This is a genomic window from Fundidesulfovibrio butyratiphilus (assembly GCF_054657235.1).
The window spans coordinates 775,001-788,888 of the sequence record NZ_BAAHXA010000001.1; the positions used below are offsets into that span (position 1 = coordinate 775,001).

Below are 13,888 nucleotides of genomic sequence, written 5' to 3' on the forward strand. Positions count from 1 at the left end.
ATTAACGCTTGCGCCCTCCGTATTACCGCGGCTGCTGGCACGGAGTTAGCCGGCGCTTCCTCTGAAGGTACCGTCAGGCCTAGAGCCTATTCGACCCAAGGCGGTTCTTCCCTTCTGACAGAGGTTTACGACCCGAAGGCCTTCTTCCCTCACACGGCGTCGCTGCGTCAGGGTTTCCCCCATTGCGCAATATTCCCCACTGCTGCCTCCCGTAGGAGTCTGGACCGTGTTTCAGTTCCAGTGTGGCTGATCATCCTCTCAGACCAGCTACCCATCGTAGCCTTGGTGGGCCATTACCCCGCCAACTAGCTAATGGGACGCGGACTCATCCTCAAGCGATAGCTTGCAAGCAGAGGCCATCTTTGAACCCTCGTTGAAAAGGATTGTCATACGGTATTAGCGGCGGTTTCCCATCGTTATTCCGTACTCAAGGGTAGATCATCCACGCGTTACTCACCCGTGCGCCGCTCTACTCAGGAGCCGAAGCCCCCTTTCTCGCACGACTTGCATGTGTTAAGCACGCCGCCAGCGTTCAATCTGAGCCAGGATCAAACTCTCCAGTTTGAAATCCTTGTAGCTTGCTGAAACCCTCCCGGGTCCGAAAACCCAGGGGGTGTGGCTAATCGTAATTCACCCGACTCGCTATTTAATTGTCAAAGAACTTGTTCCGCGTTTCCTTGCGGCGGAAGGTGGTTCTTACTCCGACCTTCCCGGCGGTGTCAACGTTTTTTTTCGTCGACTTCTTTCAATTCGCTCCGGGAAGCATGCTTCCCTCGGCGGCTGGTCTGTCTAAGTGCTTCCAGCGTTTTTGTCAACCACTTTTTTTTTCAAGTCGTCAACTTTTTTTCTCGCCCCGATCCGGTTTCCCTTTTCGCGGCGGGCTCGGCTATTTACTGCCACCGGGCCTCGCTGTCAACATCTTTTTTCTCGCCAGCTTCATTTTTCAATTCCGCTTCAGGTCTCCCCTCGCGGGCGCCCTCTTGCGGGCGGGAGTGGCTACCTACGTTCGACCGGCCCGTTCGTCAACAACTTTCTTTCAAGTTCGTGACTTTTCCGCTTTCGCGGATGAACCGTCTCCGTCTGTGCCGCTTCCCATTCGGCGGATCGCTCCACCTCGTTTTCAATCCCTTCCCGGAAGCTCCCCTCGGCGGCGGATTGTCCATCCATACCTTATCCGATTGGTCCCCTCCACTCAGGGCCGCCAAGCAGCAACTTCGTTCCCGCAGGCAGGAGGCGCTTTCTATAGACCTCCCCCCCACCTGTCAACGGGTTTTCTTCGAATCGTCAAGAAAACTGTCTTCTCCGGGGCGGTCTCGCCATTCCCTGAACACTCTAACAGGCTAAATAACCTACGGTTCCTTTAGAAAACCTTGCCCCGAACACATTCATACTTTTCTCCATTGCCTGAATGCTTTTGCCACCAGGGGAAGGCCCACACTCCGCCCTAGTACTCCAGGTGCTTGTACGTTCTCGGGAAAGCGATCACATCGCGGATGTTCGTCACTCCGGTCACCAGCATGACCAGTCGTTCGAACCCCAGCCCGAAGCCGGCATGCGGGGCCGTCCCGTAGCGCCTGGTGTCCAGGTACCAGTCGTATCCCTCCATAGGCAGGCCCAGTTCGGCAATACGGGCCTGCAATCTCTCCAGACGTTCCTCGCGGGCGCTCCCGCCGATGATCTCTCCAATGCGGGGCACCAGAACGTCCATGGCCGCCACGGTAACGCCGTCCTGGTTCTGGCGCATGTAGAACGCCTTGATATCCTTTGGATAATCATAGACGATCACGGGTTTCTTGAAATGGTTTTCGGCCAGGTATCGTTCGTGCTCGGTCTGAATGTCCTTGCCGAAGGCCGGCTGGTACTCGAACGGTTTGGACGCCTTGGACAAGATGTCCACGGCCTCGCCGTAGGGCACACGGACAAAGGACTCGACCGCGAGCTTTTCCAGGGTCGCCATGAGGGTCGGGTCCACCCACTTGGCGAAGAGCTCCAAATCCGCCGGGCGACGCTCCATCACGGCCCGCACGCAGTGCTTCAGCAGGTCCTCGCCCAGGTTCATGTCGTCTTCCAGGTCGGCGAAGGCCATTTCCGGCTCCACCATCCAGAACTCGGCCGCGTGACGGGCGGTATCCGACGGTTCGGCCCGGAAAGTCGGGCCAAAGGTGTACACGTCTCCCAGGGCCAGGGCGAAAGGTTCGGCCGTAAGTTGGCCCGAGACGGTAAGCTGGGCCGGCCTGCCGAAGAAGTCGGACTTTTCGGCTTCAGAACCGGCCGGAGCGCCCGGCGCCAACGTGGTGACCCGGAACATCTCTCCCGCGCCCTCGCAGTCCGACCCGGTGAGAATGGGCGTGTGCAGGTAGACGAAGCCCCGTTCCCGAAAGAATTCGTGCACGGCCAAGGCCAGTTCCGAGCGGATGCGAAACAGCGCGCCATACTTGTTCGTTCGCGGACGCAGGTGGGCGATGGAACGCAAAAACTCGTCCGAGTGGCGTTTCTTTTGGAGTGGATAGGTCTCCTGGTCGGAGCCGCCCACAAGTTCGACCTTGGCGGCCCGCACTTCCCAGGACTGTCCCTTTCCCGGCGAAGGCACCAGGCCGCCCACCACGGACACCGCGGCCCCGGCCCCCATGTCCCTGAGTCGATCCGCGCCCTCGGCCGAGGCGTCGACCACCACCTGGATGTTGGCCAAGCACGAGCCGTCGTTCACTTCGAGAAAGGAAAATCCCTTGGCGTCCCGGCGGGTTCGCACCCACCCTTTGAGCGCAACCTCGTCGCGTGGGCCTTCGGCCGCAAGAAGAGAGGATATGGTCCATCGTTTCATCCCCGTTGAATAATTCAGCCCGCAAGCCGGACGCAAGCCTTGTCTGACGCCTGTCCCTGGGTTAGGAGGCAGGGATTGATTTCGCCGATAGAAGGATGTTCCATGGGATTTTTCTCCAAGCTTTCCTCCTGGCTGGGCAAGAAGCCCCAGGCCGAGACGCAGGACGCCGACGAGGCCGTCCTTGAGCCGGCCGAATCCTCTCCCCAAGAAGCAGAAGCCGCTCCGGCCCCGCCCCCCGGGGAGGAGGAGTGGCAAAAAGAACTCACGCTGACGCTTCGCCAAGCCGAACCCAAGCTGTCGGCCTGGCTGGCCATTCTGCTTCAAGGAGTGGACAAGCCCGGCCCCGCCCTCTGGGAGCGGCTGCGTTTTCTCTTCTCCTGCCTGGAGGCCCCGACCGCCGAAGCCGACCGGTTCGTGAACGAATTCGCCAAATGGCTGGACGACATGGGCTACGCGGAAGTGGAAGAGTTCCGCTCGGAACTCCAGTACCGCCTGGCCCTGGCCCTGGAGCTCGAAGACGAAGAGGACGAACGCAGCCGACTGCTCATCAAGCTTACCGAAGGGCTCTCCAAGACCCGCGAGCAGATCGCGGCCCGCATCGACTCCCTGCTCTCCTCCCACGACAAGATGGACGACGCCTTCTGGGACGAGCTCGAAGAGATCCTCATCATGGCCGACGTGGGGTTCGAACCGGCCAGCAAGCTCCTGGCCCAACTCAAGAACCGGGCGCGCAAGGCCCAGGTGAGCGACTCCTCGGCCTTCAAGGACCTGCTGCGCGAGGAGCTGGCCCAGATTTTCAAGACTCCCAAGACCATCAAGGCCGTCAATCCGCCGGAAGTGGTCATGCTGGTGGGCGTCAACGGCGTGGGCAAGACCACCACCATCGCCAAGCTGGCCTACCGGGCCAAAATGCAGGGGCGCAAGGTGCTTATCGCGGCCGGCGACACCTTCCGCGCCGCGGCCATCGAACAGTTGCAGATCTGGGCCGAACGCGTGGACGCGGGCTTTTTCGCCAAGGGCGAGGGAGCCGATCCGGCCGCCGTGGCCTACGAGGCCATGGACCGCTGCCTGGCCGAAGGCTACGACCTGCTCTTTCTCGACACGGCCGGGCGCCTGCACACCAAGGTCAATCTGATGGAAGAGCTCAAGAAGGTGTCGCGGGTGCTGGGCAAAAAGCATCCCGGGGCGCCGCACCGCACCATCCTGGTGGTGGACGCCACCACCGGACAAAACGCCCTGTCCCAGACCAAGCTGTTCAACGAGGCCGTGGGCGTGGACGAAATCGTGCTCACCAAGCTCGACGGCACGGCCAAGGGCGGCGTGGTGGTGGGCATCGCCCTGGAGCACGCCGTGCCCATCACCTTTGTGGGTTTGGGCGAAAAGATGGAAGACCTGCGCCCCTTCAGCGGAGAGGACTTCGCGAAGGCGCTGCTGACATAAACGATACGAAAACGGCCGGGAGACTTCCGTGAAGAAACGCTGCCCCGGCCCCCTTTCAAAACATTTAACTTGGGTGTGAAGGTCGAGCGGTTGCGCATGGGAGACGAGGAAAACAACGTAGAGGAAAGGACGATACCGGGCAGGAAAGCCGCCCTGAACCTGCTCCGGGAACATCAGCCGGAAAAACCCGAACTGGCCGGGCACTGCGTGGCCGTTGCCGGCCTGGCCGTGGCCCTGGCCCAGACGCTCAATGCCAGGGGGCTTGCCCTGAACGTGGAGCTGGTGGAGTCCGCCGCCCTGCTTCACGACATCTGCAAAGGCGAGCCGGCCCACGACCTGGCCGCCGGGCGACTGCTGCGCTCCATGGGCTATCACGAAGTCGCGGCCGTGGCCGAAGTGCACACCCGTCTGGGCGGGCGCATCCCCGAGCCCCACGAGCCCATCGGCGAAGACGAAGTGGTCTACCTGGCGGACAAGAGCTTTCGCCGCACTCGGCGCGTGAGCATAGAAGACCGCTACGCCATCTGGATCAACTCCTGGCTGCACGATCCCCAGAAGCTTGAAAGTCTCCGCCACGGCCAGATGCGGGCCGAGACCGTGCGCGCGCGGGTGGAGTCGGCGCTGGGGAAACGGCTGGAAGACATCGAGCCCGTCGTCTTGCACCTGGCAACGACGTAAGCCGCCGCCCGGTCCCTGTGGCCCCGGTGCGGACTCCACGTCCGGCCGGGCGATTCGGCGCGCCAGCGGCGCTCGAAGCGCTCTTGCGGCTGGAGCAAACCGCCGCAGGGCTTCAGTCCGGCGGAGAATTTCAGGCCGGCGAAAATCGCGCCGCGCCCCTTTGTCGCCCCATCCATACCAATTCCCCAGCCGGTCCCGCGACTTGGCCCCCAACTGCCGGGGCCGGGCATCGCGCGGTTCTTTTCGTGCGCGCCATCGTTCTTGACAGGGGTTAACCGCCTGGTTAAACCGTCTAGTATGAGCAACAGGGAAACCCCGGACTCTCCCGCCCAAGAGGCCATTCTCGACGCGGCGGCCCAGGTCTTCGCCGAAAAGGGCTTTGCCGGAGCCAGGGTCGAGGGCATCGCCAGGGCCGCGGGCATGAACAAGGCCATGCTCTACTACCGCGTCGGCGACAAGGCCCGACTGTACGAACTGGTGGTGCTGGGCTTTTTCGAACGCCTGGCCACCACCATAGAACGAACCGCCGCCGTTCCCGGTCCGCCCGCAGAAGTGCTGGGACGCATTCTCTCCACCCTGGCGGAGCTCTTTCTCCAGAACCCCCGCCTGCCCCGCATCATGGCCTGGGAACTGGCCTCCGGCGGCGAAAACATGCCCCTGGCGGTCATCACCCGATGGGAACGCGTGTTCAAGTCCATACTCCCCCTGGCCGAGCGGGCGGGGCTCGACCCGGTGTGCACCTACTTTTCCGTGGCCGGCTCCCTGGTGTTCCAGTTTCTCACCCAACCCCTGCGCGAACGGGCCGCCGCCATGCTGCCCGAGCCGCTGGCCCGGATGGGCGCGGTGGACGTGCACGATATGGCATCTTTTCTCACCACCCTGTACCGCAAGGCGATGGAGAATTCCTGATGGCGCGACTTGGATATGCGGCGATATGTTCGCTTCTGCTTTCGCTTCTGGTTTCCGCTTGCGACCGGACTCCGGCCGACACCTTCCAGGGCTACGCCGAGGGCGAATTCGTCTATGTGGCCTCCCAATTGGCCGGCCGGCTGGACGAATTGCCCCTGGTGCGGGGCGACAAGGTCATCCCGGGGCAGCGTCTTTTCGTACTGGAGCACGACACCGAGACCATAGGCGTGGAAAGGGCCCAGGCCACCCTGCAAAAGGCGCAGAACACCCTTGCCGACCTCAAGAAGGGGCTGCGCCCGGACGAGATAGACCAGATCCTGGCCCGCATCGCCAAGAGCGAGGCGGAACTGTCCCTGGCCAAGATCGAAATGGAGCGCCGCCAGCGTCTGCTGGCCTCGGGCGCCGTGGCCAAGGAGGAATACGACAAGGCGCGCACCGCCTTTCTCGCGTCCCAGGGCTCGCTGGCCGACCTCAAGGCCCAGTTGGCCACGGGCAAGCTCGGTTCGCGCATCGACCAGATCCTGGCGGCCACGGACCAGGTGGCCGCGGCCCGCGCCGATTTCGACCAGGCCAGATGGTCGCTGGACCAAAAGATGCCGCTCGCGATTCTCGACGCCCAAGTGGTGGATCTCTTGTATTACCGGGGCGAGTGGGTCTCCGCCGGCAGCCCTGTCGTGAAGCTTTTGCCGCCGGACGCGGTCAAGGTGCGCTTTTTCGTACCCGAAACCGAATGGGGACGCCTGAAGGTGGGCCAGGCGGTGAGCGTGCGCGCCGACGGCCTGGACAAGCCCCTGGCCGGGCATATCAGCTTCGTCAACACGCAGGTGGAATACACTCCGCCCATCATCTACAGCCAGAATTTCCGGGCCAAGCTGGTGGTCATGGTGGAAGCCCGCTTCGCGCCCCAGGAAGCGGCCCTGCTCAAGCCGGGCCAACCCGTGGACGTCCATTTGGAGAACGGGCGATGAACGCCTCCCCCCCCATCATCGACGTCACCGGCATGACCAAGCGCTACGGGGGCAAGGCGGTGGTGAACAACCTCTCCCTCAAGGTGCATCGGGGAGAGATCTTCGGATTTCTCGGCCCCAACGGATCGGGCAAGACCACATTCATCCGCATGCTCTGCGGACTGCTGAGCCCGGACGCCGGTCAGGGGACCTGCCTGGGGTTCGACGTGATCCGCGACGCCGAGCGCATCAAGACCCATGTGGGCTACATGGCCCAGCGCTTCAGCCTCTACGGCGACCTGACCGTGCGCGAGAACCTGGAATTCATGGCCCGCGTGTACGATGTCGCGGACCGCACGGCGGCGGTGGAGCGCGCCCTGGAACGCATGCGCCTTTCTCCCTACGCGGACCGGTTGGCCCAGAACCTCTCCGGCGGATGGAAGCAACGCCTGGCCCTGGCCGCGAGCCTCATCCACGGCCCCGAGCTCTTGCTGCTCGACGAACCCACCGCCGGAGTGGACCCCAAGGCGCGGCGCGACTTCTGGGACGAAGTGCACGAACTGGCCGGCCAGGGCCTGACCGCCCTCATCACCACCCACTACATGGACGAAGCCGAGCGTTGCCATCGTCTGGCCTACATCGCCTACGGCAATCTGCTCACCCAGGGCACGGTGGAGGAAGTGGTGGCCAACCGCGGCCTGACCACCTTCGAAATGCAGGGCCCCGACCTCTACGCTCTGGCCAAGATCCTGCGCACCCTGCCCGGCGTGGAGCAGGTGGCCCACTTCGGCAACACCCTGCACGTCTCGGGCTCCGACGCCCACCTGCTGGAAAAGAGCCTCACCCCCCTGGCCGACGGCCAAGTCACCCTGGTCAGGACCCAAACCAGCCTGGAGGAGGTCTTCATCAGCCTCATGACCCAGGCGGGAGGCTGAACCATGGTCCGCTTTTCCACGAGCCGCTTCACGGCCATGGTCTTCAAGGAATTCGTGCAGATGCGCCGCGACCGCCTCACTTTCGCCATGATGATCGGCATCCCCATCATGCAGCTCCTGCTGTTCGGCTTCGCCATCAACGCCAACCCGCAGCGTCTGCCCCTGGCCGTCCTGTGCAACGACGAGTCGGAATTTTCCCGCACCGTGACGACGGCCATGCAAAACAGCCTCTACTACACCCTGGACCACACCATCACCACCGAAGTCGAAGGCCGCAGGCTTCTGGAGCGGGGCGAGGTGCAGTTCGTGCTCAACATTCCCCAGGACTTCGGCCGCCTGCTGGCCCGGGGCGACCGCCCCACCGTGCTTGTGGAAGCCGACGCCACCGACCCCAGCGCCACGGGCTTCGCCATATCCGCCCTGGACACCATCTTTACCGACAGCCTGAACCGCGATCTGGTCGGTCCCCTGGCCAAGCTCAAGGCCCAGCCCGGCCCGGTGGACCTGCGCGTCCATCGCCTCTACAATCCGGAGATCGAAACCAAGAACAACATCGTGCCCGGACTCATGGGCGTGGTGCTCACCATGACCATGGTCATCATCACTTCGCTGGCCATCACGCGCGAGCGCGAACGCGGCACCATGGAAAACCTGCTCTGCACCCCGGTGCGCCCATTCGAAGTGCTCACCGGCAAGATCGTTCCCTACGTGCTGGTGGGCTACCTGCAAATGGGACTCATCATCCTGGCGGCCAATGTCGTCTTCGGGGTGCCGATGCTCGGCAGCATGTCGCTGCTGCTGGTTCTCTCGTTCTTCTTCATCTCGGCCAACCTGGCGGTGGGCATCCTGTTCTCGACCATCGCCCAAAACCAGTTGCAGGCCATGCAGATGGCGTTTTTCTTCTTTCTGCCTTCTATCTTGCTGTCGGGGTTCATGTTCCCCTTCCGGGGCATGCCCGAGTGGGCCCAATGGATCGGCAGCATTCTGCCGCTGACCCACTACCTGCGCGTCGTGCGCGGCATCGCCCTCAAGGGCCTGGGGCTTTATGACGTCGCCCCGGAAATGTGGCCCATGCTCGCCTTTCTGGTGGTCATGATGGCCGTGGCGGTAAAGCGCTATCGAATGACCCTGGATTAGCAGCTTGTTGAAAAATCCTTGCTGGCTGCGTTGCTGCGAAAAACGCAAAGCGGGGTGTCTCGGGGCATTGGCGGGAGAAGAACGGCCTCCGGCGGCCAAAGGGGGTGCCCCCCTTTGGAATCCCCGGTTGCCTGCGGGAGCGGGGACGGCGTAGCCAAAGGACGAACAGGCGCCGGGGCGGGGAAGGCGAAGACACTGTTTCTGGAACTTCCGGGACCGCAAGGCCGGTCCCGGAAGTTCCAGAAACAAGCCCACGGCGCTACGCACCGTCAGGGTAGACTCGAAAAAAACTCTTCACGTCACAATCATGTCGCCGCAAAGCAGCGAAGGCGTCGCGGCGGGGAGTCTGGGCCGGGCCTTGCCGGCCCAGACTCCCCGCCGCAACTCTTCCGCCCTCCCGTCCCAGTTTTCCTCCCCCGCTCGCAGTCCCCTCCCCCGCTCGCACACGAAGGGGTCCGGGGGGAATCATTCCCCCCGGCCGCTGGAGGCCTCTTCCCTCTTCTCAATCCGCCGCTCGCATCCCAGCCTAGAGCGTCATTTTGTGCTTCTTCAACAAGGCGTAGAAGTGCGACCGCGACAGCCCGGAAATTTCGAGCATGGCGGGCAGATCGCGGCCGGTTTCCAGCAACAGGGCGTCCAGATAGCGGCGCTCGTGCAGGAGCTTATATTCCTTAAGCGGGGGCAACGCGCCCATGGGGCCGAGGGCCGGGGGGTCGGGACGGGGCTGCACGGACTGTGACGCGCCCTGCCCCGGGACCGTTTTCTCCCCGTGCTGGGACCGTTCCACATTGGCCTTGGTCACCTGGATGCGCACCCGCATGGGCAGGTGCTTGGCGTAAAGGGTCGGCTCGGTCCCGGCGGCGGCCAAGGCGCGTTCCAGCACGCCGAAGAGTTCGCGCACGTTGCCCGGCCAGTCGTAGGCCGCGAGCATCTCGATGAAATCAGAGCCCAACCCTTTGGTGGGGAACCCGAAACGCTGGCACAGGGCGTCCAAATGTCCCACGGCCAAGGCCTTGATGTCGCCGGCGCGCTCGCGCAGCGGCGGCAGCACCAGGGTGAAGGTCTTCAGGCGAAAGAGCAGGTCCGGCCGAAAGCTTCCCGCCTCGGCCATGGCCTCCAGATCCCGGTTGGAGGCGGCGATGAGCCGGAAATCGCTCTCGCGCTCGGCCGTGGCTCCCACGGGACGGTAACGCTTTTCCTGAAGCACGCGCAAAAACGATTTTTGGATGCCAAGCGACATCTCCCCCACTTCGTCGAGAAAAAGGGTTCCCCCGTCGGCCAGGGTGACCAGTCCGGTGCGGTCGGCGCCGGCTCCGGTAAAGGCCCCTTTGCGGTGTCCAAAGAGGGTGCTTTCCAGCAGCGTTTCGGTGAGGGAAGCGCAGTCCACGGGCACGAACGGCCCCTGGAAACGCGCAGAATTCGCGTGAATGGTGCGAGCGAAGAGTTCCTTGCCGGTGCCGGTCTCGCCGAGAATGAGCACCGGACCGTTGAGTCGACAGGCCTGGGCCACCTGGTCCAGGCAGGCCTCGATGCCCGGGCTCGACCCCACCACGGCTTCGCGTCGCAGGGCCACGGCCGGGGCCTGGGCCTGTTTGTCCTTGCGGTACTTGAGGGCCCGGGTAAGCGAAAGCATGGTTTGCTTGATGGGCGCGGGCTTGACCAGATAGTCCCACGCGCCCCCGCTGATGGCCATTTCCGCACCGTCCGGGTCGCCCAGACCGGTGAGGATGATAACCTCGGGGGGATTGGGTCCGCGCTGAAAGTCCGGCAGGGCCTCCAGGCCGTTGCCGTCTGGCAGGCGGATGTCCAGGAGCGCCACGTCCACCTCGTGTTGCGCAAGGATGGACAACGCCTCGGACAGGCTTCCCGCGCCGAGAAAATCGAAGCGCATCCGCCGGCACAGGCTTTTGAAGGTCTCGCGGATGCCCGCATCGTCGTCGACGACCAGAATGGTTGGCATGGTCACGCGTCCGGACGGTCCAGCACCTGGCCGATGGCGCGGGCCAGGTCGTCCCCGTCGTAGGGTTTGAGAAGCACGTTTTTGATGTTGCCCGCTCGGGCCGCGGCGGTCAAGGCGCCGCGCCGTCCCGAAACCAGGATCACCGGCAGGTCGGGATCGAGCGGAAGCAGTCGCTCGGCGAAATCCACGCCGGACAGCCCCGGCATGTCGTAGTCCGTGACCACCACCTCCACCTTGTGCTCCCCGTGGGTCTTGGAAAGAAAATCCAGGGCCTGCTCGGCCCCGGACTTGGCCGTCACCCGGTAGCCGCGCACTCCCAGCGCCCGGGGGATGATGCGCAACTGGTCCTCGTCGTCCTCTATGAAAAGCACATGCTCCCCGCCCTTGCGCACGGGCCCCGCGTCGCGCGGACGCTCCCGGGCCGCGGCGTCGCCCAGGGCGGGCAGAAAGACCTCGAAGGTCGTGCGCTCGCCCGGCTGGCTGCGCACGGTCATGGCTCCCTTGTGGGCCTTTACGATGCCGTGGGCCACGGCCAGGCCCAGGCCGGTGCCCTCCTCCTTGGGCTTGGTGGTGAAAAAGGGATCGAAAATACGGTCGAGAATTTCAGGGGCGATGCCCGGGCCGTTGTCCTCAACGCACAGACGTATGTAGCGTCCGGGCGCAAGGGAGTGCATTGCGGCCTGCTCCCCCTGAAGATCCACCCGGGAAAGCTCCACCCGCAACTTTCCGCCCGAGGCGCGCAGGGACTGAAAAGCGTTGGCGCACAGGTTCATGAGAATCTGGTGAATCTGGGTGGCGTCGGCAAAAGCCATGAGCGGCCGGTCTTGGGGCACCATCTTTTCCAGGGCGATGTTGCGCGGCAAGGTAGCGCTGAAGATGGCCAGGGCCTCGTGCGCCACTTCGGCCAGGTCCACGGGCGTGAAGCCGGCCTGCGAAGGTCGACTGAAGGCTAAAATCTGCTGCACCAGCCGACTGCCCCTCCGGGCGGCCTTGAGGGTGCGCTCCAGATCCTGGGCGGCGTCGCTTTCCGGGGCGATGTCCATGAGGGCCAATTCGGCGGAATTGATGATCGAAGTGAGAATGTTGTTGAAATCGTGGGCGATGCCGCCGGCCAGGGCCCCGATGGCCTCCATCTTTTGCGACTGGAGCAACTGGCGCTCCAGACTTGCCCGGAGGGTGACGTCCTCAGCCGCGCCCAACACCCCCAGCACCCGGCCGGTTTCGTCGTGCAGAGGGACCACGGTCAATTCCAGACGGGCGGGTTCGCGACCCGGAAGGGGCAGCTCCAGCGCTCCCCGGCGTTCGGCCCGGTCGGAGTCCAGCACGCGCCCGCTTATGGCTCCGGCGGCCCGGGCCTGAGGGATGAGCTCGTCCAGACTGTGGCCCGCGCCCAGACGCGATTCGTCCACGCCGAAGAATTCGAGAAACGGCCGGTTAGCGCCCACCACGCGCAACCGGGTGTCGAGCCAGTAGACAAGCTGGGGAATGTTGTCGAGCACGGTCTGCAGCATGGCCTGCGACCGACGCAAGGCCTGCTCCGCGGCCCGGCGCTGGGAAATGTCCTGCACGGCCTCCACCAATCCGGCCACGTCGCCCCTGGCGTTGGGGTACGACGCCTGGCTCACGATCACGCCCCGCGATCCCCCCACGGCGTCCACCATGTCGGTCTCGAAACTCTCGACCCCGATGCGACGCATGAGCGCCGATTCTCCGGGCCCGATTTGCTTGGCCAGAGGGTGGTCGGCGTTGTCCAGGAGCTCGGCCCGGGTCACGCCGAACCAGCGTTCGAAAGCGCGGTTGCAACCCAGATAGCGCCCGTCGGTGGCCCTGTAGGACAGCGGCAGGGGGATGGTGTCCATGAGAATGTTGAGAAAATTGACCTGCTCGGTCAATTCGCGCTGGGCCTTGCGCTTTTGCAGGGTGGATACCACCAGCAAAAATGCGCCGGCCAGCAGAAAGGACACGCCCGCCGTCACGGTCCAGAAAAGTTTTTTGTCGATGGTGTAGAAGTTGAGCGGCTCGTGAATGAGCTCGGAGCCCTCGGGCAGCCGATCCGGGGGAATGGAGAACCGTTTGAGCGCCAGGTAGTCGAACACATAGGTGTCGTCCAGGGTCTCCACCACGGGAATGGACTCGGGCCGCTCGCCGGAAAGGATGCGAAGCGCCATGGAGGCGGCCAGGCGTCCCTCCCCCTGGCCGGAGTGGAGCTTGCCCCCCACCATGCCGTTGCCCAGGAGAAAGCGCCAGGCCGAAAACACCGGGACCGGGGCCTTGCGCGCCAAGATCCCCAAGACCTCATAGGCGGAAAACACCTGGGTCTTGGCTCCAAGGTAGATGGGAATCATGAACACCACGTCGCGTTTTTTCAGACTCTCGGCGCGCGCGAGCAATTCCGGCAGGGTTTTGACGCTCCAGTATTCGATGGTCACGCTCTGCGCCAGCGGAGACACGGCGACGCGAATCTGCTTCTGTATGGCCTGGCCGGTGATGGATTCGTCACCCACCACCACGATGCGCTCCAGGTCGGGAAACAGTCGACGAGCCAGTTCGAAGTTGGTCAGAAAATCGGGATATTCCATCACGCCGGTGAAGTCGTTGCGGCCCTCCAGGTCCTTGGGGCCAAAATCGTTGACCCCGGAAAACACCACGGGCGTTCCGGGAAACAACACCGGCTGATTCTTGATCATGAACTGGTAGGCGTAGTCATCCGAGACCACGATGACGTCCACGCGGCTGCCCGCGTACTTGCGGCGGTAAAAATCGACCAGCGTCCTTTGCAGGTCGGGGTCGGGAAACCGCTTGGTGTCCAAGTATTCGATGATCAGGTCATAGGGAACGCCGCTTCGGTTGAGCCCGTCCCGCAGGCCTTCGAGAATCTGGTCGGACCACTCGTAGCCGTTGTGGTAGGAGTTGAAATAGAGAATGCGGCGTTTGTCCGCCACGCGGTGTTCGGTCCCCGGGGAGGGCCCGTTCTGGGCGCAGGACAACGATGCGCACGCGACAAGCGCCACCATGAAAGCGAAGGCCAGGGCAGCCCGCATGACGACCTCCTCGTTCGCCG

Annotated in this window: 9 protein-coding genes and 1 rRNA gene (1 of these 10 only partly in view); 6 read left to right on the top strand and 4 right to left on the bottom strand. The window is 63.6% G+C overall.

Translation table 11 applies throughout. From position 1 onward, the window contains the following. Together ACYQ01_RS03950 and asnS are read right to left on the bottom strand one after the other, a co-directional pair. Window positions 1–564: ribosomal RNA gene (locus ACYQ01_RS03950) — 16S ribosomal RNA — on the bottom strand; it reaches 987 nt to the left of the window's first position. Between the two features lie 880 nt (window positions 565–1,444). Continuing rightward, a complete protein-coding gene (asnS, locus tag ACYQ01_RS03955; RefSeq protein ID WP_459932530.1) occupies window positions 1,445–2,821 on the bottom strand; it encodes an asparagine--tRNA ligase in 1,377 nt (458 codons plus the stop codon). Window positions 2,822–2,923: 102 nt separating this feature from the next. Between asnS and ftsY the strand changes: the two genes are divergently transcribed. The 6 genes from ftsY to ACYQ01_RS03985 all read left to right on the top strand — a co-directional run bounded on the left by ftsY (window position 2,924) and on the right by ACYQ01_RS03985 (window position 8,867). Then, window positions 2,924–4,261 (top strand): signal recognition particle-docking protein FtsY, encoded by a 1,338-nt coding sequence (ftsY, locus tag ACYQ01_RS03960; protein WP_459932531.1) that lies wholly within the window; start codon window positions 2,924–2,926, stop codon window positions 4,259–4,261. Window positions 4,262–4,357: 96 nt separating this feature from the next. After that, a complete protein-coding gene (locus tag ACYQ01_RS03965; protein ID WP_459932532.1) occupies window positions 4,358–4,939 on the top strand; it encodes an HD domain-containing protein in 582 nt (193 codons plus the stop codon). A gap of 297 nt (window positions 4,940–5,236) precedes the next feature. Beyond that, window positions 5,237–5,848: a TetR/AcrR family transcriptional regulator gene (locus ACYQ01_RS03970; RefSeq protein WP_459932533.1), complete on the top strand. Its 612-nt coding sequence runs from the start codon at window positions 5,237–5,239 to the stop codon at window positions 5,846–5,848. Continuing rightward, complete coding sequence (locus tag ACYQ01_RS03975) at window positions 5,848–6,816, top strand: HlyD family secretion protein (RefSeq protein WP_459932534.1); 969 nt, start codon at window positions 5,848–5,850, stop codon at window positions 6,814–6,816. Before ACYQ01_RS03970 ends, ACYQ01_RS03975 begins: the two co-directional genes overlap by 1 nt. Next, entirely contained in the window at window positions 6,813–7,730 is a 918-nt protein-coding gene (locus tag ACYQ01_RS03980; protein WP_459932535.1) for an ABC transporter ATP-binding protein, read from the top strand. The genes ACYQ01_RS03975 and ACYQ01_RS03980 overlap by 4 nt, the downstream gene beginning before the upstream one ends. 3 nt (window positions 7,731–7,733) lie before the next feature. Further along, a complete protein-coding gene (locus ACYQ01_RS03985; RefSeq protein ID WP_459932536.1) occupies window positions 7,734–8,867 on the top strand; it encodes an ABC transporter permease in 1,134 nt (377 codons plus the stop codon). 526 nt (window positions 8,868–9,393) lie between these two features. On the opposite strand, the gene ACYQ01_RS03990 is transcribed toward ACYQ01_RS03985, so the two are convergent. Both ACYQ01_RS03990 and ACYQ01_RS03995 read right to left on the bottom strand, forming a co-directional pair. Further along, the gene (locus tag ACYQ01_RS03990) at window positions 9,394–10,827 is read right to left on the bottom strand and encodes a sigma-54-dependent transcriptional regulator (RefSeq protein WP_459932537.1); all 1,434 of its coding nucleotides are present in this window, start codon (window positions 10,825–10,827) and stop codon (window positions 9,394–9,396) included. Window positions 10,828–10,829: 2 nt separating this feature from the next. Then, window positions 10,830–13,868, bottom strand: coding sequence for an ABC transporter substrate binding protein (locus ACYQ01_RS03995; protein WP_459932538.1), 3,039 nt, complete (start codon window positions 13,866–13,868; stop codon window positions 10,830–10,832). Between the last annotated feature and the right edge of the window lie 20 nt (window positions 13,869–13,888).